General features: G+C 71.5%; 24 protein-coding genes. 6 read left to right on the top strand and 18 right to left on the bottom strand.

Features of this window, described 5'->3' with window-relative positions; genetic code table 11:
* Nucleotides 1-36: 36 nt before the first annotated feature.
* From KLO01_RS07105 to KLO01_RS07080, 6 genes are all read right to left on the bottom strand, one after another.
* A complete protein-coding gene (locus KLO01_RS07105) occupies nt 37-972 on the bottom strand; it encodes an N-acetylglucosamine-6-phosphate deacetylase (protein ID WP_147063570.1) in 936 nt (311 codons plus the stop codon).
* Between the two features lie 16 nt (nt 973-988).
* On the bottom strand, nt 989-1,825 hold the full coding sequence (locus KLO01_RS07100; protein WP_246136099.1) for a carbohydrate ABC transporter permease: 837 nt from the start codon (nt 1,823-1,825) through the stop codon (nt 989-991).
* Complete coding sequence (locus KLO01_RS07095) at nt 1,822-2,757, bottom strand: carbohydrate ABC transporter permease (RefSeq protein ID WP_246136098.1); 936 nt, start codon at nt 2,755-2,757, stop codon at nt 1,822-1,824. Before KLO01_RS07095 ends, KLO01_RS07100 begins: the two co-directional genes overlap by 4 nt.
* Nucleotides 2,754-4,019 (bottom strand): extracellular solute-binding protein, encoded by a 1,266-nt coding sequence (locus tag KLO01_RS07090; protein WP_147063568.1) that lies wholly within the window; start codon nt 4,017-4,019, stop codon nt 2,754-2,756. Before KLO01_RS07090 ends, KLO01_RS07095 begins: the two co-directional genes overlap by 4 nt.
* Before the next feature lie 128 nt (nt 4,020-4,147).
* Nucleotides 4,148-4,651: a glutathione peroxidase gene (locus KLO01_RS07085; protein WP_147063566.1), complete on the bottom strand. Its 504-nt coding sequence runs from the start codon at nt 4,649-4,651 to the stop codon at nt 4,148-4,150.
* 32 nt (nt 4,652-4,683) lie between these two features.
* Nucleotides 4,684-5,457 carry a DeoR/GlpR family DNA-binding transcription regulator gene (locus KLO01_RS07080; RefSeq protein ID WP_147063565.1) on the bottom strand — a complete coding sequence of 258 codons (774 nt, stop codon included), beginning with the start codon at nt 5,455-5,457 and terminating at the stop codon, nt 4,684-4,686.
* A gap of 119 nt (nt 5,458-5,576) precedes the next feature.
* Here KLO01_RS07080 and KLO01_RS07075 point away from each other — a divergent pair, with 119 nt between their 5' ends.
* Together KLO01_RS07075 and KLO01_RS07070 are read left to right on the top strand one after the other, a co-directional pair.
* Nucleotides 5,577-6,476, top strand: a complete 900-nt coding sequence (locus KLO01_RS07075) for an SIS domain-containing protein (RefSeq protein WP_147063562.1) — start codon at nt 5,577-5,579, stop codon at nt 6,474-6,476.
* Nucleotides 6,476-7,309, top strand: a complete 834-nt coding sequence (locus KLO01_RS07070) for a class II fructose-bisphosphate aldolase (RefSeq protein WP_147063560.1) — start codon at nt 6,476-6,478, stop codon at nt 7,307-7,309. Before KLO01_RS07075 ends, KLO01_RS07070 begins: the two co-directional genes overlap by 1 nt.
* A 77-nt stretch (nt 7,310-7,386) precedes the next feature.
* Here the strand turns inward: KLO01_RS07070 and KLO01_RS17115 are convergent, their stop codons facing one another.
* Nucleotides 7,387-8,316, bottom strand: a complete 930-nt coding sequence (locus KLO01_RS17115; RefSeq protein ID WP_186827950.1) for a 1-phosphofructokinase family hexose kinase — start codon at nt 8,314-8,316, stop codon at nt 7,387-7,389.
* Nucleotides 8,313-9,221: an ROK family protein gene (locus tag KLO01_RS17110; RefSeq protein WP_186827949.1), complete on the bottom strand. Its 909-nt coding sequence runs from the start codon at nt 9,219-9,221 to the stop codon at nt 8,313-8,315. Before KLO01_RS17110 ends, KLO01_RS17115 begins: the two co-directional genes overlap by 4 nt.
* Before the next feature lie 271 nt (nt 9,222-9,492).
* Here KLO01_RS17110 and KLO01_RS07060 point away from each other — a divergent pair, with 271 nt between their 5' ends.
* The 3 genes from KLO01_RS07060 to KLO01_RS07050 all read left to right on the top strand — a co-directional run bounded on the left by KLO01_RS07060 (nt 9,493) and on the right by KLO01_RS07050 (nt 12,599).
* The gene (locus tag KLO01_RS07060) at nt 9,493-11,052 is read left to right on the top strand and encodes a DEAD/DEAH box helicase (RefSeq protein ID WP_147063558.1); all 1,560 of its coding nucleotides are present in this window, start codon (nt 9,493-9,495) and stop codon (nt 11,050-11,052) included.
* Nucleotides 11,053-11,256: 204 nt separating this feature from the next.
* A complete protein-coding gene (locus KLO01_RS07055) occupies nt 11,257-12,189 on the top strand; it encodes an alpha/beta hydrolase (RefSeq protein ID WP_147063556.1) in 933 nt (310 codons plus the stop codon).
* Nucleotides 12,189-12,599 (top strand): DUF2177 family protein, encoded by a 411-nt coding sequence (locus KLO01_RS07050; RefSeq protein ID WP_147063554.1) that lies wholly within the window; start codon nt 12,189-12,191, stop codon nt 12,597-12,599. Before KLO01_RS07055 ends, KLO01_RS07050 begins: the two co-directional genes overlap by 1 nt.
* A 21-nt stretch (nt 12,600-12,620) precedes the next feature.
* Here KLO01_RS07050 and KLO01_RS07045 read toward each other — a convergent pair whose 3' ends face one another.
* From KLO01_RS07045 to KLO01_RS07010, 8 genes are all read right to left on the bottom strand, one after another.
* Nucleotides 12,621-13,571 (bottom strand): thermonuclease family protein, encoded by a 951-nt coding sequence (locus KLO01_RS07045; protein WP_246136097.1) that lies wholly within the window; start codon nt 13,569-13,571, stop codon nt 12,621-12,623.
* Nucleotides 13,572-13,575: 4 nt separating this feature from the next.
* Entirely contained in the window at nt 13,576-14,049 is a 474-nt protein-coding gene (locus tag KLO01_RS07040; protein ID WP_147063552.1) for a lamin tail domain-containing protein, read from the bottom strand.
* Nucleotides 14,050-14,243: 194 nt separating this feature from the next.
* Complete coding sequence (locus tag KLO01_RS07035; RefSeq protein WP_147063550.1) at nt 14,244-15,122, bottom strand: ABC transporter permease; 879 nt, start codon at nt 15,120-15,122, stop codon at nt 14,244-14,246.
* Nucleotides 15,119-16,270, bottom strand: coding sequence for an ABC transporter permease (locus KLO01_RS07030; RefSeq protein WP_147063548.1), 1,152 nt, complete (start codon nt 16,268-16,270; stop codon nt 15,119-15,121). Before KLO01_RS07030 ends, KLO01_RS07035 begins: the two co-directional genes overlap by 4 nt.
* Nucleotides 16,267-17,868, bottom strand: coding sequence for an ABC transporter ATP-binding protein (locus KLO01_RS07025; protein WP_147063546.1), 1,602 nt, complete (start codon nt 17,866-17,868; stop codon nt 16,267-16,269). The genes KLO01_RS07030 and KLO01_RS07025 overlap by 4 nt, the downstream gene beginning before the upstream one ends.
* Nucleotides 17,869-17,880: 12 nt before the next feature.
* A complete protein-coding gene (locus tag KLO01_RS07020; protein WP_147063544.1) occupies nt 17,881-18,954 on the bottom strand; it encodes a BMP family ABC transporter substrate-binding protein in 1,074 nt (357 codons plus the stop codon).
* Nucleotides 18,955-19,204: 250 nt separating this feature from the next.
* Entirely contained in the window at nt 19,205-20,449 is a 1,245-nt protein-coding gene (locus KLO01_RS07015) for an MFS transporter (protein WP_246136096.1), read from the bottom strand.
* A 107-nt stretch (nt 20,450-20,556) separates the two neighbouring features.
* Entirely contained in the window at nt 20,557-20,994 is a 438-nt protein-coding gene (locus KLO01_RS07010) for a MarR family winged helix-turn-helix transcriptional regulator (protein ID WP_147063542.1), read from the bottom strand.
* A 169-nt stretch (nt 20,995-21,163) separates the two neighbouring features.
* Here KLO01_RS07010 and KLO01_RS07005 point away from each other — a divergent pair, with 169 nt between their 5' ends.
* Nucleotides 21,164-22,252 carry an FAD-dependent oxidoreductase gene (locus tag KLO01_RS07005; protein ID WP_147063540.1) on the top strand — a complete coding sequence of 363 codons (1,089 nt, stop codon included), beginning with the start codon at nt 21,164-21,166 and terminating at the stop codon, nt 22,250-22,252.
* Nucleotides 22,253-22,303: 51 nt separating this feature from the next.
* On the opposite strand, the gene KLO01_RS07000 is transcribed toward KLO01_RS07005, so the two are convergent.
* Both KLO01_RS07000 and KLO01_RS06995 read right to left on the bottom strand, forming a co-directional pair.
* Nucleotides 22,304-23,041, bottom strand: a complete 738-nt coding sequence (locus tag KLO01_RS07000) for an MOSC domain-containing protein (RefSeq protein WP_147063538.1) — start codon at nt 23,039-23,041, stop codon at nt 22,304-22,306.
* Entirely contained in the window at nt 23,038-23,469 is a 432-nt protein-coding gene (locus KLO01_RS06995) for an OsmC family protein (RefSeq protein WP_147063536.1), read from the bottom strand. Before KLO01_RS06995 ends, KLO01_RS07000 begins: the two co-directional genes overlap by 4 nt.
* Between the last annotated feature and the right edge of the window lie 25 nt (nt 23,470-23,494).

The following is a 23,494-nucleotide window of genomic DNA, read 5'->3' as shown; positions in this document are numbered from 1 at the left end:
ACCGGCGCGTCCGGCGCGTCAGGCGCGTCAGGCGCGTCAGGCGGAGAGGACCGAGGCCGGGGTCGTCGTCGCCGCGGTGACGACGTCGGACTCGGGCAGGCCTGCGACGTCGACGGCCCAGCGGACGCAGTCGGCCAGGGTCGAGGTCGACCCGGCGATCGAGCCGCGTCCCGACCCTCCGTCGGCCAGCCGGGCGACGCCCGAGGCCACCTCGACGTCGAGCGTGCCGATCGTGTAGGCGCCGTCGCCGAGCCCGGTCGCCGCCATCGCGTCGGACACGAGCGCGACCCGCTCCGGCCCGACGGTCTCGAACACCATCCGCACGACGTCGGGTGCCACGTGCACGCCGTCGGCGATGAGCTCGACGACGCAGTCACCCCTCGCCGCGGAGGCGAGCGCCGCCGCGACGGGACCACCCGCGCGGTGGTGGAAGGCCGGCATACCGTTGAAAAGGTGGGTCACGAGCGGGGGGCGACCACACGCGTCCGCGATCGCGGCCAACGCGTCGGCGACGACGCTCGCGGGAGCGTCGGTGTGGCCGACCGCGGGGAGTATGCCGTGTCGCGCGAGTGCCGCGACCAGCTCACCCGAGCCGGGACGCTCGGGCGCGAAGGTCCACTGCACCAGGGCATCGGGCACACCGGCCTCGGCGCAGGTGGCGACGAGCGCCTCGACGAGCCGGAGGTCGGGGTCGGTGAGGACCGACGGGTCGTGCGCCCCGCGGCGCTCCTCCGAGAGGAAGGGCCCCTCGAGGTGGATGCCCGCGATCTCGCCACGGGCGACGAGCGGCGCCAGGGTCGCCACCTGGGCGACGAGGGTGTCCGGCGTGCCCGACACGAGCGAGGCGACGAGCGAGCCCACCCCGGCGGCGCGGTGGTGCGCCGCGGCCGCCGACGAGCCCGCGGTGTCGCGGCCGAACTCGTGCCCGAGCGCGCCGTGGCAGTGCAGGTCGACGAGCTGGGCCGAGGTCACGCCACCAGCCTAGGACTCACTTCACGGAGCCGGCGGTGAGACCGCCGACGAGGTGCTTCTCGATGACCGCGAAGAGGATGACGACCGGCACGACGGCGATGACCGACGCCGCGAACAGCTGGTCCCAGTTCTGCTCGTAGCCCGTGACGTAGGACCGGAAGCCGACGGTGAGCGGCTTCTTGGAGTCGTCGATCATGAGCGTGAGCGCGACGACGTACTCGTTCCAGGCCGCGATGAACGTGAAGATCGTCGCCGTGACCAGCCCGGGGAGGGTGAGCGGCAGCATGATCTTGCGCAGCGACTGCCACCTCGTGACGCCGTCGAGCAGCGCCGCCTCCTCGACCTCGGTCGGGATCGAGCTGAAGAACCCGTGCAGGATCCACACCGCGAACGCGAGGTTGAACGCCGCGTTGGTGAGGATGAGCGCGCCGTAGGTGTTGATGAGGTTGAGCTCGAAGAACTCGCGGTAGAGCCCGACGACGAGGGCGGTCGGGGAGAACATCTGGGTGACGAGCACGAGGAGCAGGAACGGCGTGCGACCCGGGAACCGGTAGCGAGCCGTCATGTAGGCCGCGGGCACGGAGACGAGCATGACGACGACGGTCGACGCAAAGGCCACGAGCAGCGACGTGCCCAGCCACGACCGGAACCGCTCGTCGCCGAGGACGTCGGAGTAGGTCGACCACTGCCACACCTGCGGCAGGAACGACGGCGGCGTCGCCTTGTTGTCCGACGAGGACCGGAGCGAGCCGAGCACCATGACGACGTAGGGCGCGAGGAAGGCGAACGCCAGCAGCATGCCAGCGGCCGAGAGCACCCAGCGGCGGCGCGAACCCGTTGCGGGAGAGGTCACTTGGTCTCCTCTCGCCAGTTGACGATCTTGAGGTAGACCGCGACGACCAGCAGGATGAGCAGGACGTTGATGACGCCCGCGGCGGCAGACATGCCCACGTCCTTCTCCTGGCTCTTGAAGGCCAGCTTGTACATGAACGTGATCGTCGTGTCGTGCAGGTAGCCCGGGTTGCGGTCGTTGAGCGTGTAGACGATCGGGAAGCTGTTGAAGACATAGATGACGTTGAGGACCGTGGCGACGAGCAGCGCCGGGCGCAGCAGGGGCAGGGTGACCTGCCGCCAGCGCTGCCACGGCGAGGCGCCGTCGACGACGGCGGCCTCCTGCACGTCGTCGGGGATCGCGTTGAGCCCGGCGATGAAGACGAAGATCGTGAACGGCAGCGACACGAACACGCCGACGAGCACCATCGAGGCCATCGTCCAGGAGTCGTTGCCGAGGAAGTCGATCGACGTGTCGATGATCCCGAGGGACTTGAGCGCGTGGTTGATGAGGCCGTAGTTGTAGTCGTAGAGCAGGACGAACAGCTGCGCGGTGATGACGAGCGAGGCCGCCCACGGCACGATGATCGCCCACCGCACGAACCGCCGCCCCGGGAAGCTCTTGACGAGGAACTGCGCGAGCCCGAGCGAGATGACGATGGTCAGCGCGACCACCGCGACGACCCAGACGAGGGTGTTGGTGAGCACCGTCCCGAGGTCGGGGTGCTCGAGGACGTTGGTGTAGTTGCGCCAGCCGGCCGCGCCCTTGCGCAGCCCGGTGATGGAGTACTCGCTGCGGGACGCCTGGAAGAGCATCACCGCCGGGAAGAGCACGACCCCGAGGATGAGCGCGAGCGCGGGGGCGAGCCACGCGAGGGCGACGAGCGGGCGGACGCGCCCCACGGCATACGAGGACCTCGTATGCCGTGGGGCGCGGGAGACGTCCTGGCTCACTTCTGCGATTCAGCCGTCTTCTGGAGGGTGTCGAGCACGGCCTTGGGGTCGCCGCCCATGGCACCGCCGAGGTTCTGCTGGACCGCGAGCTTGACCTTGTCCCACGTGGGGTCGTCGGTCGGGGTGAGCTGCGCGTTGGGGAGGGTGTCGAGGTAGACCTTGAGCTTGTCATTGCTCTTGAACTTCTCGACGCCGGTCTTGGTCACCGGGAGGAAGCCCTCCTTCTCGATGAAGGTGTTGATCTGGTCGGGCTGGTAGTAGAGCTCGTAGAACGCCTTGACGGCCTTCTCGTTGCCCGGCTTCTTGAACGCCATGAGGTAGTCGGTGACGCCGAAGGTCTTGCTGTCGGAGCCGTCGTTGCTCGGGAACGGCGCGACGACGTAGTTGACCTTCTTGTCGGCGTCGAGCGCCGCCGCGAGCGGGCTGAAGCCGACGATCATTCCGGCCTTGCCGGACTTGAAGAGGTCGAAGGCGTCGGCGCGGTTGGTGCGGGCCGGGTTGTTCTGGGTGAGCTTGGCGTCGGTGAGCTTCTTGAGGAAGGTCAGCGTCTCGACGTTCTTGGCCGAGTTGATCGCCCAGGAGTCGCCGTCCTTCCACGCGCCGCCGTTGTTGAACAGCCACATCGAGAACTCGCCCTGGCTCTCCTCGGGTCCGAGGGGGAGGGCGTAGCCGGCGTTGCCACCCGGCAGCGCCGCGATCTTCTTCGCGTCCTCCTCGAGCTCGGTCCACGTCTTCGGCGGGGCAGCGATGCCGGCCTGCTTGAAGAGGTCGGCGTTGTAGAACAGGGCGCGGGCGCTGGAGAGGTCCGGGAAGCCGTAGAACTTGCCGTCGTAGGTGCCGTACTTGACGAAGGTCTCGAGGATGTCGGACTTCACCGAGTCGGGGAGCACCGTGGACGCGTCGTGGAGGAGGCCGTCCTTGGCGTAGCTCGCGTAGGCGTTGAGGTTGAGGATGTCCGGAGCCTGGTTGTTCTGGATCATCGTGGAGGACTGCTGGTCGATGTTGTCCCAGCTGACGACCTGCACCTCGAGGGTGTAGCCCGTCTTCTCCTTGTAGGTCTTGGCGAACGCGTCCCAGAACGCCTTGGTGTTGTCCTTGGAGTACTCGGCCGCGACGAGCTTGATCGTCTTGACCTCGTCGCCCCCGCCGCTCTTGTCGCCGCCGCTGGCGTCGCCGGCTCCCGAGCCACCGCCGCAGGCGCTCGCGAACAGCACCGCGAACGCGGCCCCCGCGACGAGTGCGGACTTCCTTGTCGACCTCATGACTCTCCCATCAGCTCCCGGTCTCCCCGGGCGCGCCTGTGCGCCCGGACCGGCTGGGAGCCAACGTAGGTCGTGAAAGGGTTCCGTGCAATGGTGCTCGCGCGTCAAATTCTTCCGTGACCGGAACGTCACTCGGAAGCAAGTGCCGCCTCGATGTCGCCGGTGAGGGACTCGGGCTTGGCCGTCGGGGCGTAGCGCTCGATGACGCGGCCGTCGCGACCGATGAGGAACTTCGTGAAGTTCCACTTGATCTTGCTGCCGAGCAGGCCACCCTTCTCCTGGCGCAGCCACTCGAAGAGCGGGTGGGCGTCGTCGCCGTTGACGTCGACCTTCTCGAACATCGGGAAGGTCACGCCGTAGTTGCGCTGGCAGAACTCGCCGATCTGCTGCGCGTCACCGGGCTCCTGGCCACCGAACTGGTTGCAGGGGAAGCCCAGCACGACGAGCCCGGCGTCTCCGTGCTCCTTCCAGAGCTGCTCGAGACCCTCGAACTGCGGGGTGAAGCCGCACTCGGAGGCGGTGTTGACGACGAGGACGACCTTGCCGGCATAGGCACTGAGGTCCTGCGGTGCCCCCTCGAGGGTGGTCGCGGTGAAGTCGGAGAGGGTCTGCTCGGTGCTCTGTGCGGTCATGTGCCGACCCTAGGCGCAAGGGTGGCTCGATCTCACACGCAGTGCACGGTGGTTCCGCTCTCACGCAGCAGCGCGACCTGCGGGTGGTCCTCGGCGGCCGTCGTGACGAGCGTGGTGACCCGGTCGGCGTCGCAGATGACGGTGAACGCGCGCTGCCCGAGCTTGGCCTCGGAGGCGACGACGACGACCTCGGTCGAACGCTCGACCATGAGCCGGGAGACCGCGGCCTCGTCCTCGTGCTCGCAGGTCGCACCCTCGCGGCTCGACAGGCCGTTGACCCCGAGGATGGCGACGTCCGGCCAGAGCTGGCCCAGGCCGGCCATCGCGAGGGGTCCGGTGACCTCGTAGGACTCCGGGCGCGGGATGCCGCCCAGGCTGACGCACCGGACGTGCGGGCGCAGGACGGCCTCGACGGCGATGTTGAGGGCGCTCGTGACGAGGGTGAGGCCGGTCGCCTCGAGGTCGTCGCGCGCGGTGAGCCGGCGCGCGACGGCGGTGGTCGTCGTCCCGCCGTTCATCGCGACGACGGCACCGGGGGCGACGAGGTCGGCCGCCGCCGCGGCGATCCGCTCGAGGTCGGAGTCGTGCTGGCTGGAGCGGTAGCGGTAGGGCAGCTCGTAGGCGACACCGGTCGCGACGACCCCGCCGTGGTTGCGGCTCACGAGCCGGCGCCGGGCCAGCTCGGCGAAGTCGCGGCGGATCGTCGCCTCGCTCACGCCCAGCTGTCCGGCCGCGTCGCCCACCGTGAGCCGCCCGTGCGTGGCGAGCAGGTCGAGGATCGACGAGAGCCGGGAGGGTGAGGACATGGCTGGACTGTAGCGCCCGCACACGCTCAACCTTGCGGTTGTGGTGCTCGACTCTGACCGTTTAGGCTGTCATTCGATCACCATCACGCATCGGCGCTGTCGACGACGGAAGGACCTCCATGACCCACCTCGAGCGAGAGATCGCCACCCAGCCCGACGACTGGGCCGCGGTCGTGCAGCGCCTCCCCGAGGTCGCGCACCTCCTCCCGAAGCCGGGTGAGCGCGTCGCGACGATCGGCTGCGGCACCTCGTGGTTTATGGGTCAGGCGTATGCCGTCCTGCGCGAGTCCCTGGGCCAGGGCGTCACCGACGCCTTTGCCGCGAGCGAGCACCACCTCGCCCGCGGCTACGACCGGGTCGTCGTCATCACCCGCTCGGGCACGACGACCGAGGTGATCGAGGTCGTCGAGGAGCTGCGCGGCGCCGGCACCCCGCACGTCGCGCTCGTCGCCACGGCCGGCACCGCCGTCGCCGAGGCCGCCGAGTCGGTCATCCTCCTCTCCGAGGTCGACGAGCAGTCCGTCGTCCAGACCCGGTTCGCCACCACCGTGCTCGCGCTGCTACGTGCCTCGCTCGGCGAGTCGATCGAGCAGGCCATTGCCGACGCCCGCGAAGTGCTCGCGGAGGCTGACGACACGGCATACGCCGGGTTGGTCGACGTCGAGCAGGTGAGCTTCCTCGGTCGCGGCTGGACGGTGGGGCTCGCCAACGAGGCCGGTCTCAAGCTGCGCGAGTCGGTGCAGTTCTGGGCCGAGGCCTACCCGGCGATGGAGTACCGCCACGGCCCGATCAGCATCGCCGCGCCGGGTCGCGCCACGTGGGCGATCGGCGAGGTGCCCGAGGGACTGGCCGAGCAGGTGCGCGCCACCGGTGCCCACTTCGAGCACCGCGACATCGACCCGATGGCCGAGCTCGTGCGCCTGCACCGCTTCTGCGTCCTGCGCGCCGCCGCTGCCGGCCTCGACCCCGACGAGCCCCGCAACCTCACCCGCTCGATCATCCTCGACGACGCCAGCTGATGGGCCTGTCGACGCTCGCACCGGTCCTCGCGCAGGCGCGCGCTGCGGGTCGCGCGGTCGGCGCGTTCAACGTCGTCCAGGTCGAGCATGCCGAGGCGTATGCCGTTGCCGCAGAGCGCGCGTCACTGCCGGTCGTCATGCAGATCAGTGAGAACTGCGTGCGCTGGCACGGGTCGCTGCGGCCGATCGCCGCGGCGACGCTGGCGATTGCCGAGGCGTGCACGGTGCCCGTGGTGGTGCACCTTGACCACGCCGAGTCGACCGAGCTCGTCGACGAGGCGGTGCGACTGGGGCTGACGTCGGTGATGTTCGACGGCTCGAGGCTCCCCGACGAGGCCAACCGGTCGGCGACCCGGCGGGTCGTCGAGCAGTGCCACGCGGCGGGGATCTCGGTCGAGGCCGAGCTGGGCGAGGTCGGCGGCAAGGACGGGGTGCACGCCCCGGGGGCGCGGACCGACGCGGCCGACGCGGCCCGGTTCGTCGCGGACACCGGTGTCGACGCCCTCGCCGTCGCCGTGGGGTCGTCGCACGCCATGACGGAGCGGGTGGCCGTGCTCGACACGGACCTCATCGCGACCCTGGCCCGCGCCGTGCCCGTGCCGCTCGTGCTCCACGGGTCGAGCGGGGTGCCCGACAAGGGGCTCGTCGCGGCGGTGCGCGCCGGGATGACCAAGGTCAACATCGCGACCCACCTGGGCCACGTGTGGACCCAGGCGATGCTGGCGCGGCTCGAGGAGTCGCCGACGGTGGACACCCGGCACTACCTCGGCGCCGCGCGCGACGCCGTCGCGACCGAGGCCGAGCGCCTCCTCCGCCTCCTCGCCACTCCCTGACCCCTGCACGTTGGCCCCGTGACTAACTCACCAATTCCTCCCCTCCGTCACGGTGACGGAGGGGAGGAATTGGTGAGTTAGTCACGTTCGGTGATCTCGACCTCGTCGAGGAGGGCGTCGACGTCGAGGCGGTCGATGACCCCGGCCGTGGTCTGACGCACCGCCGCGGCCGACCAGGCCACCCCGACGCGCAGAACCTCGGGCCAGTCGATCTCGTCGCGGACCGTGCCGTCGAGCCCACACGCGATCGCGGCGGTGAGGGCGTCACCGGCTCCGGTCGCGCTGCCGACTCCGGGCGTGCGCGGACGGGCCTCGATGACCCGCCCCTCCGCCGTGACGAGGACGAGCCCGTCGGCCCCGCGCGAGATGACCGCGGCCCACGCGCCGTCGGCGACGAGCCGGCGGGCCGCCTCCGTCGGGTCCTCGATGCCGGTCATGGTCGTGGCCTCAGACGCGTTGGGCTTGACCAGTGCCGGGACGGTGCGCAGCACCTCGGTCACCCAGCGGCCGCGCCCGTCGACGACCAGCTCGGCACCCGCGTCGACGCCGGCCCGGCACAGGTCCACGAGGAGGTCGTCGGGCGTCGACGGCGGCAGGCTGCCCGACACGGCAAGGACGTCGCCGGGACGGCAGCTCGTCCGGACGATCTCGGTCATCTCCCGCCAGACCTCGACGGGCTGGACGTCACCCTGCTCGTTGAGGACCGTGTCCTGGCCGTCGGTGCTGAAGATGGCGACCGAGCGACGCATCGCCACCGGTGACTCGACGAGGCGCAGCCGGATGCCGCGCTGGGCGGCGTCCTCGGTGAAGAACGCGCGCTGGCGCTCCCCCACGGGTGCGATGGCCACGTGGTCGACGCTCATGCAGGCGAGGACGCCGGCGACGTTGAGGCCCTTGCCACCGGCATGGGTGCCCGTCACCGAGACGCGGTGGGACTCGCCGACGTGGAGTCTCGGCACGGCATACGTGATGTCGAGGGCCGGGTTGGGGGTGAGGGTGAAGATCACGCGGTCGCCTCCATGGCGAGGAGAGTTGCCCCGAGCGCGCCGGCCCGGTCGCCGAGGGCGGCGCGGGTGACGGTGACACGGTCGTGGCCGAGCGAGTGGACGAGCCTCTCGCGCAACGGGTCCAGCAGGACGGCGCCGGACTCGGCGAGGCCGCCCCCGACGAGGAGCACACGGGTGCCGGCGGCGGCGCACACGGGGGCGATGACCCGGACGAGGGCGTCGACGGCCCCGTGCCAGAGCCGGACGGCGTCCGGGTCGCCGTCGACGACGGCCCGGCTCAACGTCTCGGCATCGCCGTCGCGCCCGAGCCCCCGCCACGCCCGGCCGAGGGAGGCCGCACTGGCCACGGCCTCGAGGCAGCCGTGACGACCGCAGCCGCAGACGGGACCGTCGGGCTCGACGACGACGTGGCCGATCTCGCCGGTCCACTCGCTGCCGGCGACGACGCGGCCGCCGGCGAGCAGGGCACTGGCGATCCCGGTGCCGAGGGGGACGAAGAGGGCGTCGGGCACGCCCTGGGCGGCACCGAGGTGGAACTCCGCGAGCAGCCCGGCCCGCACGTCGTGCCCGACGGCCACCGGCACGTCGAGCCGGTCGCGCAGACGCTGCCTCAGGGGCAGGTCGCGCCAGCCGAGGTTGGCCGACCAGGCCGCGGAGCCGGTCGACTCGTCGACGAGCCCGGGCACGACGACACCCACGGCGCCCAGGCGACCCTCGACGCCCTCGGCGGAGGCCCGCTCGAGCAGGTCGGCGACGGTCGCGACGACGAGGTCGACCACGGCCTCGCCCGGTCGCTCCGGCGTGGAAGCGGTGTGGGACAACAGGACCGAGCCCTGCGAGTCGGCGAGCACGGACTTGACGCGGGTACCCCCGACGTCGATGCCCGCCAACAGCTCCGTTGCCACGTGGGCAGTCTAGGGTCCGCTCGCCGGCCGTCGTGACGGCGTTCACCCCGCGGAGCGACGCCGCGATGCGGGGGAATCCTGCCCGAGGCACTAGTGTTGACACCAGCGGTCCGCACCGTTCTGCCTCGGACCTGCTTCTCTTCTCACTGTCGATGCCGATGCGCTGCGACCGAGAGACGACGCCGACAACACTGATGTTGCTCCTGGCGTCGCGACTCCGGACCGTGCCGGGCAGAACCGACTGCATCAGAACTCCCTGGAGTACACCTTCGTGTCCACTGACACCACCACGCCTGCACCCACCACGTCCGGCTTCGCCGCCCTCGGCGTCCCGGAGTCCCTCGTCCGCGTCCTCGCCGAGCGCGACATCACGTCGCCGACGCCGATCCAGACCGCGACCCTCCCCGACAGCCTGGCCGGCCGCGACGTCCTCGGACGTGGCCGCACCGGCTCGGGCAAGACCTACGCGTTCCTGCTGCCGGTCCTCGCCCGCCTCGCCTCGGACGGCCGCCGTCGCCAGCCGAAGCGTCCCCGCGCGCTGATCCTCGCCCCCACCCGTGAGCTCGCCATCCAGATCGACGAGGCGCTCGCCCCGCTGGCGCAGCCCCTCGGGCTGACGTCCAAGACGGTCTTCGGTGGCGTCGGCCAGAACCCGCAGGTCTCGGCCATCGCCAAGGGCGTCGACGTCGTCGTCGCCTGCCCCGGCCGGCTCGAGGACCTCATCGGCCAGGGCCACGTCAACCTCGACTCCGTCGAGATCACCGTGCTCGACGAGGCCGACCACATGGCCGACCTCGGCTTCCTGCCCGTCGTCAAGCGCATCCTCGACCGCACCCCGCGCGACGGTCAGCGCATGCTCTTCTCGGCCACCCTCGACGGCGCGATCAACACGCTCGTCAAGCGCTACCTCACCTCGCCGATGACGCACGAGGCCGACTCGGCCCAGTCGCCGGTGTCGACGATGAGCCACCACGTCCTGCACGTCACGGCCGACGCCCACCTGCCCGTGCTCGTCGACCTCACGGCCGCCCCCGGCCGCAAGGTCGTCTTCACCCGCACCAAGCACCGCGCCAAGAAGCTCGCCCGCCAGCTCAACGCCGAGGGCATCCCCGCCGTCGAGCTGCACGGCAACCTCAGCCAGAACGCCCGGACCCGCACCATGGACGCGTTCCACGCGGGCACGGCGCACACCCTCGTCGCCACCGACATCGCGGCCCGCGGCATCCACGTCGACGACGTCAGCCTCGTCATCCACGCCGACCCGCCGGTCGAGCACAAGGCCTACCTGCACCGCTCCGGGCGCACCGCCCGCGCGGGCAACTCGGGCACCGTCGTCACGATGATGCTCGACGACCAGATCCGCGACGTGCGCGACCTCACCCGCAAGGCCGGCATCAAGCCGACGACGACCAAGGTCAACAAGACCCACCCGCTCCTCAGCGAGCTCGCCCCCGGCGAGCGCACCTTCCCCGGCGCCTTTGTCGTGCCCGGCGCCGCTCCCCAGGGTGGCGGCTCCCGCTCGGGTGGCGCTCGCTCCGGTGGCGGCGGTCGTCGCACCGGCGGCCAGCGCTCCGGTGGCGGCCAGGGTTCCGGCACCGGCCAGCGCTCCGGCGCCGGTCAGGGTTCGACCGGCGGTCAGCGCTCCGGCAGCGCCCCGCGTTCCAGCGGTGGCGGCCAGTCCACCCGCGGCCAGGCCTCGGGCGGTCAGCGCAGCGGCGCCCCCCGTCGCTCCGGCGGCCAGGCCGGCGGCCAGGCCGGCGGCGGTCCCCGTCGCAGCACCGGTGGCGGCGCAGCGGCGTTCTCGTCGCAGTCGCGCGGCTACCGCGGCTGACCCCGGCCCGCACCGTCCTGTGCCCCGTCGCCCCGTGCGGCGGGGCACAGTCGTGTCCGGGTGTCCGGGGCGGACGGGCATACGGACGACATACCGGGGGCACGGCATACCGGAGGGGGAGAACCCGGCCACACCGTGGGACCGGCGCGGCACGCACCCGGTAGCGTCGGCAGCCGCGAGCCACACCCTTCCCAGGAGCCGTCAATGGAGTCGAGCACCATCGCCGTCAGCGCAGCCGACGGCACGCCACTGCACACCTACCGCTGGCTCCCTGACGGGCCGCCGCGCGCCGTCGTGCAGGTCGTCCACGGCATGGCCGAGCACGCGAAGCGCTACGAGCGGTTCGCCGAGGCGCTCACCGGCGCGGGCTACGCGGTCTACGCGCACGACCAGCGCGGTCACGGCCAGACCGCGAGCAGGGCCGACCACGGGTTCTTCGCCGAGCGCGACGGCTGGTCGACCGTCGTCGGCGACGTGAGCAGCCTGACCGAGTACGCCCAGGCCGAGCACCCCGGCGTGCCGGTCGTGCTCTTCGGCCACAGCATGGGCTCGTTCGTCAGCCGCTCCTACGCCGCGCTCCACGGCGCACGGCTCGCCGGGCTCATCCTGTCCGGGACGGCCGGCGACCCTGGTCCCCTCGCCGTCGCCGGCAGGGCCCTGGCCTCGCTCCAGGGTCGGCTGCGCGGCCGCCGGCACCCGTCCGGGCTCATGGACAAGCTGACGTTCGGCACCTACAACGCGAAGTTCAAGCCCAACCGCACCGACTTCGACTGGCTCTCGCGCGACGAGGCCGAGGTGGACACGTACGTCGCAGACCCGTTGTGCGGCAACACCTTCACGACGACGTTCTTCTCGGACCTCCTCGGTGGCCTGCAGGAGATCAACCGCACGAGCGCGTATGCCGCCGTGCCCCGCGACCTGCCCATCCTCGTCTTCTCGGGCGCTCTCGACCCGGTCGGCGAGGACGGCAAGGGACCCCGGGCCGTGGCCGAGGCCTACCGCTCCGCCGGGGTCGCGGACGTGACGCTGACGATCTATCCGGACGGGCGTCACGAGATGCTCAACGAGACCAACCGCGACGAGGTCACCGCCAACGTCCTCGCCTGGCTCGACGAGCACCTGCCCACCCGCGACTGATGGGGCGCCAGCTCGGCCGGCTCGTGGTCGTCGCCGTCGCCTTCGGTGTCCTCGACGGTCTCTGGCTGGGTGTCATCGGGCGACCGATCTACGACGAGGCGCTCGGCGACCTGCTCGCCACGCGGCCCAACGCCCTTGCGGCGGCGGCGTTCTACGTCATCTACGTCATCGGCATCACGTACTTCGTCACGACCCCCGCGCTGGCCGAGGAGTCCGGCCGCCGGGCGCTCGTGAGCGGTGCACTGATGGGCTTCGTGGCCTACGCGACGTGGGACCTCACCAACCTCGCCGTGATCGAGGGCTTCCCGGCGTCGATCGTCGCGGTGGACCTCGCGTGGGGCACCGTCGCGACCGCCGTCGCCTCCGGCGTGACGTATGCCGTGTGCCGCCGGGTGCCCGCGCTGCGCTGAGCGCGTGGCCGGCTGATACGGCTAGTTGCGGGCCTTGCGCCAGCCGGCGGCCACGGCCTCGGCCTCGGTGCAGAACCAGCGCTCACCCTTGCTCTCGGTGATGACCGTGACGTCGTAGCTGCCGCCGCCGGGGACGTGGTAGATCTTCTCGCCCTTGGACGAGATGTTGCCCTTGATGAGGCACCGACCCGTCGGCTTCACGGGGGCGGCGGTGCCGTTCGACCCGGACGGTGGTGGGGCAGCGACCACTGGAGCGGCGCAGGCGGCGCTCCACACCCCGAGCTTCTTGGCCTTCGCGCGCTTCTCGGCGGCGACGTAGGCACTGCGGTGCTCGTAGGCCGCGGCGTAGGTGTACTCCTTGCCGAAGCCCCCCTCGATGAGGACCTGGGCGGCCAGTCGTCCGTCCTGCGTCACGACGTGCCGCAGGAGCCGGCCGTAGCGGTCGCGGTCGCCCTGGCTGGGGTCGGCGACGAGCTGGACGGACCGGCTCTGGACGAGGCTCTGCATCTTGCTCGACGCCTTCTGCGCCCAGCACTCGTTGCCCTTGAGCTCGGGGGTGTCGATGCCGATGACCCGGACCCGCTCCGTGACGCCACCGACGCGGACCTTGATCGTGTCGCCGTCGGTGACACCGACGACGGGCAGGAGCGCCACCGCGGCACGACGCGGAGCGGTGGTGGCCACCGGTCGCGGCGTGGCAGCCCGGGTCGGGCTCGGCGTGGCCGTGGGGGCGGGCAGCACCGCCGGAGGTGTCGCGGACGTCGCGGGTGTCGCACTCGCGGACGGGGAGGAGCCGTCGGCCACGGATCCGTCCGCTGCCGGGCTGGCCGTCGCCACGGGCGAGAGCTCGACGGTGGTCCGGTCCGTGGTCGCCGTCCCCATGACGAGGGCCACCACCGCGGTGGCCCCGACGACGAGGGCGACGAGCGCCGCGAGGCACGCGAGCGCGATGGCCAGGATCCGCTTGCTCATGGCGTCAGCAGGCCTTGGTGCCCGTCGATACCGGCTTGTAGGTGCAGGCGTGGACCTTCGCGCCCGTCGAGCTCACGAGGGTGGCCGTGTCGCCGGTGTTGTTCCAGACGTAGGTGTTGGTCTTGCCCCAGTAGACGTCGGTGGCGGTGTTGCGGCCCGAGCCGGTGCGCAGCACGACGGACTTGCGGCCCGCGATGGCGTAGCCCCTGGGGAAGGCGTAGGTGTGCTTCCTGCCTGCGTCGTAGACCTTGTAGCCGGTCATGACGATCGCGCGCGAGGTCGTGTTGGTGACGACGATGTACTCGCCGTTGAGCTTGGCGGTCGTCATCGGCAGGTCGTTGCCCGCCGGGTCCGCGCGGAACGACCCGAACTTGAGCGGCGGCGTGGCCGCACCGGCCGGGCCGGCCGGGCCGGCCACGGGAAGGGTGACGGCGAGCACCGCGGTGGCAGCGGCAGCGGACAGGGCGAGACGGCGCATGGAACGTGGACCCCCGGGAAGCGGAACGTGCGTGGTGGATGGTGCGGTGCGGCCTCACGGCGGCTCGGGCAAACCCTCGGCCGGCGCGGTGGCGCGGCAGCACCGGCACAGCCTAGGGATGCACCGGTGCGGTGTCCGGCGAAACGCCAGATCCGCGCGAGCCGGAGGCCGCGCGGATCTGGACGTGCCCCGAATCAGCCGACGATGCGGGACTCGCGGTCGTAGTTCTTGCCGAGGAACTGCGGCACGAGCGCCCACCGGAGGGCGAAGACCATGACGGCCAGCGTCGCGATGTAGGGCAGCATCGAGACGAACTGGTGGGGGATGCCGACGCCCGAGACCTGCGCCCGCTGGGCGAGCACCTCCATCGCCGCGAAGAACGCGGACCCGGCGAGGATGTACTGCGGACGCCAGCCACCGAAGAACGCCAGCGCGATCGCGAGCCAGCCTCGACCCGCGACGATCCCATCGGCATACACGCCCGAGAAGACCATCGGGAGGTAGGCGCCACCGACCGCCATGAGCGCGGCACCGACGGTGCCGGCCCACATGCGGGTGCGGGCGACGTTGATGCCGAGCGAGTCCGCGGCCTTGGGGTTCTCGCCGACGGAGCGCAGGCGCATGCCGGCGTCGGTGCGGTAGAGCCACCACCACAGGAAGCCCGACAGCGCGAGCGCGACGAACACCATCGCGTCCTGGCCGAGGATGAGCTCGGGCAGCGGTGCGATGCGCGGCGGCTCGTCGTTGCCGATGACGACGCGGTAGAGCAGGGACGCGGTGCCACCGGCGAGGAAGAACAGCGCCAGGCCGACGACGAACTGGTCGAGCCGGAGCGAGGTCGTCGCCCACGACAGGATGAAGCCGACGACGGCGCCGGCGAGCGCGGCGGCGATGATGCCGACGACGTTACCCCCGGCCTTGAGCGAGATGATGTAGCCGACCGCGGCGCCGAGGAGCATGAGCCCCTCCTGCGCGACGTTGAAGATGCCGGCGCGACCGCTGAGCATCGTGCCCTGCGCGACGAACAGGAACGGCACCATCGCGGTGATGGTCAGGGTGAGGAACTCACTCATGCCACCGCTCCCTTCGTGAGCTGGGACTTCGCACGTGAGGCCCGTGCTTGTCTGGCCCGCCGCCACCGTTCGGTGGCGACGTCGGACATGAGCAGGAACAGCAGGATGAGTCCCTCGAGAATGAGGACGATCTCGACGGGCGCCCCCGAGACGCGCTGCATCGAGCCGGCGCCGACCTCGAGCACGGCGATGCCGAACGCGACGAACGGGACGGCCGTGAGCGAGCCGCGGGCGATGAGCCCGATGATGATGCCGAGCAGCAGGAAGTTGGACTGGATGCCCTCGAGCGTGCGCTGGTGGACACCGGCCACCTCGATGGCGCCGGCGAGACCGGCGAGCGCACCGGCGACGATCATCGACGTCACCGCGACGCGGCCGGTGCGGATGCCGTGGAGCTTGGACGCCCGCTCGTTGAGACCAACGGCGCGCAGCTCGAAGCCGGCGACCGACCGCTTCGCCATGACCGCGGCGACGACCGAGACGAGCAGCACGAGCAGGACACCGGTGTGCATCGGCGGGCGGCCGATGCCCGGCAGGACCGCACCCTCGCCGATGGGCAGCGTCACCGCGCCACCGGCACCGGGGTCGGACCAGACGACGGACGCGACGTAGTCGAGGACCTCGAACGACACGAAGTTGAGCAGCACCGTCGAGAGGATCTCGTTGATCTTGAACGACTCCATGAGCCAGGCCGAGATCGCCGACCAGACGGCGCCGGCGAGCGTGCCGACGACGAGCACGAGCGGCAGCAGGATGACCATCGGCAGGTCCGACATCGTGATGCCGACCGCGGCTGCGCCGACGGTGCCGAGGATCATCTGGCCCTCACCACCGATGTTGAACCGGCCCGCGCCGAGCGGGATGGCGAACGCCAGCGCGAGCAGCGTGAGCGGCGCCCACTTGTGCAGCGTCTGCACCATGCCGGTCTGGTTGCGGAACGAGTTCGTCAGCACGGCCCGGAACGCGGCCACGGGGTCGTGCCCGAGGACCGTGATGAGGACGGCGACGACGACGAACGCGGCCAGGACGGCGACGGCATACGGGATGGCTGCGAAGGCGAGCGAACGCGCGCGCTGCGCCAGCGGCGGGGCGGCCGCGACGTCGGTGACGTCGGTGGCCTCGGGGGCCTGGGTCACGTCGGTGCTCATGCGCCGACTCCTGTCATGAGTCGACCGAGGTCGTAGGGGTTTGCTTCGCCGCGCGGGAACTCGCCCACGAGACGGCCCGAGTAGGCGACGGTGACGCGGTCGGCCAGGGCCAGCACCTCGTCGAGGTCCTCGGAGATGACGATGACGACACAGCCCTGCGCCGCAGCGTTGCGCACCCGGTCGTAGACGAACTGGGTCGAGCGGATGTCGAGCCCGCGGGTGGGGTTGTGCAGCAGGAGCAGCTTGGGGTTGTGGGCGAACGCCCGCGCGAGGATGACGCGCTGGATGTTGCCACCGGAGAGCTGCCCGCAGGCGGTCGCGGCGCTCGGCGTCTTGACGCTGAACTCCTTGATCGCCTCGACGGCCTCGGCGCGCGCCGCGCGCCAGTTGATCATCCCGGCCTTCGCTCGGGTCCGGTGCGAGCCGAGGACGAGGTTCTCGGTGATGCCGGCTCCGGGGAGTATGCCGTCGCGCTGCCGGTCCTCGGGGACGTAGACGACCCCGCTGCGCAGCCACGTCGCGGTGGGCCGGCCGACGAGCTCGTCGCCGTCGACGGTGAGCGAGCCGGAGGCGGTGCGGGTGCCGGTAAGGGCCTCCGCGAGCTCGCCCTGGCCGTTGCCGGCGACCCCGGCGATGCCGAGGATCTCGCCGGGACGCAGGTCGAGGGTGACGTCGTCGACGAGCGGCTTGCCTCCGGGTCCGGCGACGGTGAGGCCGCGGACGGTGACCCTGGCAGGGGGTTGGGCCACCGGATCCGCGGCGCCACCTCCGGGCCGGGCCTCCGACGCACCCGGGAGGGGGTGCGTGAGGGAGGCCTCCCCGAGGTCTTCCTCGCCGAGTGCCACCTGCGCCGCCTCCGCGAGCGCTGCGGCGTCGGCGTCACTGCCGGCAACCTCGCCGATCATGGTCGAGGCGAGGTCGTCGGCCGTGGTGTCGGCCTTGTCGACGGTGGCGATCCACCGGCCGTCCCGCATCACCGTCATCCGGTCGCAGACCTCCATGGTCTCGCGGATCTTGTGGGTGATGAGGACGACCGACATGCCGTCGTCGACGATGGCGCGCATCGAGCTGAAGAGGTCGTCGACCTCCTGCGGGGTGAGGTTGGTCGTCGGCTCGTCGAGGACGAGGACCTTGGCCCCGCGGTAGAGCGCCTTGAGGATCTCGACCCGCTGACGGACGCCGACGGGGAGGTCGGCGACCCGCGCCGACGGGTCGACGGACAGGCCGAACCGCTCGGACAGCTCGGTGATCCGCTGGGTGGCGGTCTGGGGCGAGCCGTCCGCGGCGGTGAGGCCGGTGGAGTCGGTGCCGAGGACGATGTTCTCGGCGACGGTGAAGACGTCCACCTGGAGGAAGTTCTGGTGGACCATGCCGATGCCCGCGGCGATCGCGTCCTTCGGGGACTGGATGTCGACGGCGCTGCCGTCGATCGACACCGTCCCGGCATCGGGCGCGTAGAGGCCGTAGAGGACGTTCATCAACGTCGTCTTGCCTGCGCCGTTGCCTCCGAGCAGGCCGTGGATCTCGCGGTCGGCGACGGTGAAGTCGACCCCGTCGAGAGCCACGACCGGCCCGAACGTCTTGCGAATTCCGGACATCTGGAGCAAGGGTCAGCCGATCTTCGCGGTGTCGAGCTTGACCTTGACGGCGCCGGACTTGACGTCGTTCATGGCCTTGTCGACAGCAGCCTTGACGTCGGCGGGCACGCCGTCGGCGACCTTGATCGTCACACCGGTGTCGAAGCCGAGCAGGTAGTTGCCCTTCTCCTCGCCGCTGCCGATCTTGCCGAGGACGTCGGCGAGCGGCTTGTCGAAGTCGTACTCGAGGCTTCCGGCGTAGTGCTTGCCGGCGGCCGCGGCCTTGTCGGTGTACTTCGCGGTGACCCAGCCGTCGCCCTCGGCGCGACCCTCGAAGGCCTGGAAGGTGCCGGTGGAGCCGACGTTGAGCGAGCCGACGATGACGTCGGCGCCCTGGCCGAGCAGCTGGGTGGAGAACTGCTGCGCCTTGGCGGCGTCGTTGAAGTCACCGGTCCAGACGGGCTTGATCTTCGTCGAGGCGCCGGTGTCGGTGATCGCCTGCTCCATGGCGTGGACCTCAGCCATCGAGAACGGGAGCGAGAGGCCGCCGACGTAGCCGACGGTGCCGGTCTTGCTCAGCTTGGAGGCGAAGACGCCCATGCCGTAGAAGCCGAGGTGGAACTGGCGGTCGATCGTCCAGACGTTGGCCGGCTGGTCCTTGGGAACGCCGTCGTACTCGGCGATGAAGTTCACGTCGGGGTTGTTCTTGGCGACCTTGGCCGTGGCGTCGTAGAACTGCGAGCCGTGGGTCCACACGACCGTGGCGCCGTCGCCGACGGCCTCGGTGAGGCGCGCCTCGACGTCGGGCACGGCGACCTTCTCGCTGAACGAGATCTTCGCGCCGGCCGACTCGGCGGCCTTGAGGGCCTTGAGGCCGACGGCGTTGTAGTCGGCGTCGTTGGTCGGGCCGGAGAAGATCGCGGCGATGACCTGCTTCTTGGCGCCGTCGCCGCCGGAGCCGCTGTCGGTGCCGGCGTCGTCGCCGGAGCCACCGCACCCGGCGAGCACGAGGGCCGAGATCGAGGCGAAGGCGAAGGTGGTGGCGGCGCGGCGGGTCAGGCCACGCGGCGCGGAGGTGGAGGGGAGGGAGATGCGCGAGCGGGTCATGACTGTCCTTCGTTGGACGGGCCGACTCCCTGGGGGCGGGGTTCGGTTCCTCGGTGTGCCGAGCAGTCTGGCCGCGCCGGAGACGACCGCTCATTGGCAGCACCTGCCAACGGTCTTCCGCGCGGTTGTCAGTCTCGACCGAACCCGGACGTCAATGTTGCTGGCACGTCACGCCAGAGTTTCTGCTAGGCGCAGACCCCTCCCACGCACGATCCGGTGGGCTCCCTGCCCTCCACCGGCGGCGCCGGGGTCAGTCGGTGAGCGAGAGCGCCATCGCCTCGTCGAGCCGCTCATCCTCGACCGACTCCTCACGGTCGAGGTGCGCGAGAGCCGTGCGACCGGCATACAGGACGACCATGGCGAGCACGACGGCACCGGAGCCGACCCAGAACGGCACGTGCGCGCTGACCTCCTCGCCGAGCTTGCCGGCGAGCCACGGTGCGACTGCGCCACCGGAGAACCGGACGAAGCTGTAGGCCGCGGAGGCGACACCGCGCTCGACCGGCGCCGCCTTCATGACGGCCTCGGTGATGAGCGTGTTGTTGATGCCGAGGGCGAAGCCGGCCAGGACGACCCCGACGATGAGGGTCGGCTTGGACGTCGTGAAGAGCGCCATGACGGCGAGGATCACGGCGAACATCGTCATCGCGGCCCAGATCGAGGGCAGCGTGCCGAAGCGGTGCTGCAGCCGCGGCGCGACGAAGACCGACGAGAACGCGAGCATGAGGCCCCACCCGAAGAAGATCAGGCCGATCTGGATCGCGCCGAGCCCCAGTGGGAACGGCGTGAACGCGAGCAGGGTGAAGAAGCCGAAGTTGTAGAGCATCGCCGTGATCGCGACGGTGAGCAGCCCGCGGTGCTTCAGGGCACGGAACGGGTCCGCGAGGCTCGTGGGCTTCGCGGCGGGCGGGGTCGGCGGCAGCATGACCGTCGTGAGGACGAGGGCGAGCACCATGAGGCCGGCGACGCCGAAGAACGGTCCGCGCCACGAGAGCTCCCCGAGCAGGCCGCCGATGAGCGGGCCGGTCGCGATGCCGACGCCGAGCGCCGCCTCGAAGAGGATGATCGCCTGCGCCGTCGAGCCGCGCGCCGAGCGGACGATGGTCGCGAGCGCGGTCGCCACGAAGAGCGCGTTGCCCAGCCCCCACACGGCGCGGAACGCGACGATGCCGGTGACGCCGTCCTGGGTGCCGGCGAGCGCGGAGCCGACGATGATGATCGCGAGCCCGGTGAGCAGGGTGCGCTTGGCACCGATCCGGCTCGACACGGCGCCGGTGACGAGCATCGCCGCACCCATGACCGCCATGTAGCTCGTGAACAGCAGCGACACCTGCGAGGGCGAGGCCCCCAGCTCGTCGGCGATGGGCTTGAGGATGGGGTCGACGAGGCCGATCCCCATGAACGCGATGACGGAGGCGAAGGCCACCGCCCAGACGGGACGCGGCTGGCGCCACATCGAGGTCTCGGTGGGGGAGGTCATGTCGTGCCTTTCCATATTGGTTTCCTATACATATGCGTATGCCGTGGGCCCCGGAGCGCTGGCGCCTCACCTCCGCGGGGGAGCTGCTGGGATCCAGCACGTCCGGCGCGGTGGGCGCGGACTCAGCCGGTGGTGGAGTCGACGAGGCGGTCGACGATCGCCACGGCGCGGGTGAGGGTGGCGGCATCCCTGGCGCTCAGCCCTTCGAGGAGCGGGACGACCGCCGCGCTGCGCGAGGCCCGGGCCTTGGCCAGCTCGCCCTCACCGGCCGGCGACAGGGCGATGAGGCTCGCGCGGGCGTCGTCGGGGTCGGTGGCGCGGGTGAGCCAGCCGTGCTGCTCGGCCCGCTGGACCTGGGCGGTCATTGTCGGCTGGCTCGAGTGGTCGGCCTCGGCGAGGTCGCCGATCCGGGCCGGGCCGATGTCGCCGACGAGGGCGAGCAGCCGCATCTGGGCCGGGGGCACGTCGAGGTGGGCGTGCCGGGTCGCCCAGCGGTGGAGCCGGGCCACGGAGCGCAGCAGGGCGTCGCCGTCGACGGGTGCGTGCTCCGGTGTGGTCATCGCTCCAGATTACATAGGTTGACGATGCATTTCCACCCGCCGGGTCTCCCTCTACGACTGATTGCCCCACGGCGAGGCGCCGGACGGCCCCGGCGCCTCTCCGTGGGGCAATCAGTCGGGGTGGGTGGGGGTGACGGCATACGGCGGGGCGGTTGAGTGTTCAACGAGCGTGGAGGTCTGGGACTCGATCGTGCTCGGCGCCGGCCAGGGTGGTCTAGCGGCGTCGTACTTCCTGACCCAGCGGGGTGTCGACCACCTCGTGCTCGACGCGAACCCAGCGCCGGGCGGGGCGTGGCAGCACCGGTGGGACTCGCTGACGATGCACGACGTGCACGGTGTCGCGGACCTGCCGGGCCAGCCGGCGCCGAAGCGGTCGCACGCCCGGGCCAACGAGGCGGTGCCGGCGTGGTTCGCCGAGTACGAGCGGCGCCAGGACGTGCCCGTCGTCCGACCAGTCACCGTCACGGCGGTGACGAGCGAGGGCGACCTGCTCGTCATCCACGGAACCACCAACGGCGTCGAGCGCCACTGGCTGACCCGCACCCTCGTCAACGCCACCGGGACGTGGACGAGGCCCCACTGGCCGGACCACCCCGGCGCCGCGGACTTCGAGGGCGAGCAGTTCCACACCGCGACCTACCCGGGCGTGGAGCACCTGCGCGGCAAGCGGGTGGTCGTCGTGGGGGCCGGGGCCTCTGCGGTGCAGTTCCTCGGCGAGCTCGCCCCCGTGGCGGACACCCTCTGGGTGACCCGTCGACCGCCGCGGTGGCGGACCGGCGAGTTCGGGCCCGAGGCGGGTCTGGCCGTCGTCACCGAGGTCGAGAAGCGGGTCGTGGCCGGACTGCCACCCACGAGCGTCGTCGGGGCGACCGGGCTCATGCTGCGCGAGCAGGAGCAGGGGGCCGCCCGGCTCGGTGCGTACGACGACCCGCGGCCGATGTTCGAGTCCCTCGTGCCGCACGGTGTGCGGTGGGCCGACGGCACGACCGAGCCCGCCGACGTCGTCCTCTGGGCGACGGGGTTCCGCTCCGCCGTGGACCACCTCGAGCCGCTCGGGCTGCGCGGGCCGCAGGGCGGGATCCCGCTCGAGCGCGTGCCGGGCAACGTGCAGGCGGCGACGACCGCCGTGGCGGACCCGCGGGTGCACCTCGTCGGCTACGGGCCGTCGGCGAGCACGATCGGCGCCAGCCGGGCCGCCCGCCGGGCCGCGCTGGAGGTCGCCCGTCAGGTGGCCGACCGCGAGGAGCGGGCGAGCTAGTCGCCCACCGGCTGCTCGCACCGGGGCAGATCCGAGGAATTGGTGAGTTGGTCACGCCACGCGGACGGTGCCGGGGGTGACGACCCGTGCGCCCACCCCGAAGAGCAGCCGTCCGTCGGGTGCGCGCACGTGCTCGAGGAGCCGTGAGCCGGTGCGTTCGCCCGTCGCGGGGTCGAGGTCGATGACGGCGCACCGTTCCAGCGGCGCGGTGACCTCGACGACGGCGTCGCCCAGGCGGACCCGCGTGCCCGACGCCGGATCCTCGTCGGCGTCGAGCGTCACCGTCGCCCGGAAGCGGGCATCGAGAGGTGAGGGCACGGCATACCCGTTCTCGCGCAGCGTCCTCGCGAGGCGACGCAGGGCGCCCGTGGTGACGATCGAGACCGGGTCGGCATAGACGACGTCGCCGCGTTCGGCGCGGGCGAGGACGACCTCGCGACCGAGCACGTCGGAGAGGACGGCGTTGAGGGCGGTGTCCTGCACCCGGATCCGCGCGCCGCGACCCCAGTAGTCCGCAGCCGGCATGCCGTCCGCCGCGTCTCGCGCCTGCGCCTCGCTCGTGCGCCCGCCGAGGGTGGTCACGGCGAGGCCGCCGTCGATCGGTCGCACGGTGAGCGAGAGCAGGCGCGGGTTCTCGACGGTGCGCAGGACGCGCGCCGCGGCCCTGTCGACGAGGCACCAGGTGCGGTCGCCGACAGGGCCGGTGGCGTCGAGCTCGATCTCGCTCCGGTCGAGGTGGCGGCTGCCCTTGAGCAGCGCCAGCCCGAGCCGGGCGACGGCGGGGCTCACTCGGAGAGGCTGGCCTCGAGCGTGATCGGCACGGCCTTGAGCGCCTGGCTGACCGGGCAGTTCTCCTTGGCGTCCTCGGCGGCAGCCTGGAAGTCCTCGGCGGACATGCCGGGGACGGCGCCGACGACCTTGAGGACGATGCCGGTGATGCCGGTGCCGGGCACGAAGGTCACGGCGGCAGTCGTGTCGAGCGTGGTCGGCGGGGTACCGGCCTTGGCGAGGCCGTTGGAGAAGGCCATGTTGAAGCAGGACGAGTGCGCCGCGGCGATGAGCTCCTCGGGGCTGGTCTTGCCATTGGCCTCCTCGGCGCGCGAGGGCCAGTTGACGTCGAAGGTGCCGATGCCGGACGACTCGAGGGTGACCTGGCCACTGCCGTTGAAGAGGTCGCCCTCCCAGTGGTTGGTGGCCGTGCGGGTGGTTCCTGCCATGGCATGTCTCCTGGGTTCGGGGGGC

The organism is Knoellia locipacati (assembly GCF_007992835.1).
GTDB classification, from domain to species: domain Bacteria; phylum Actinomycetota; class Actinomycetes; order Actinomycetales; family Dermatophilaceae; genus Knoellia; species Knoellia locipacati.
Note: the sequence above shows the minus strand (reverse complement) of the source record. Positions and strands in the feature narration are given on the sequence as shown.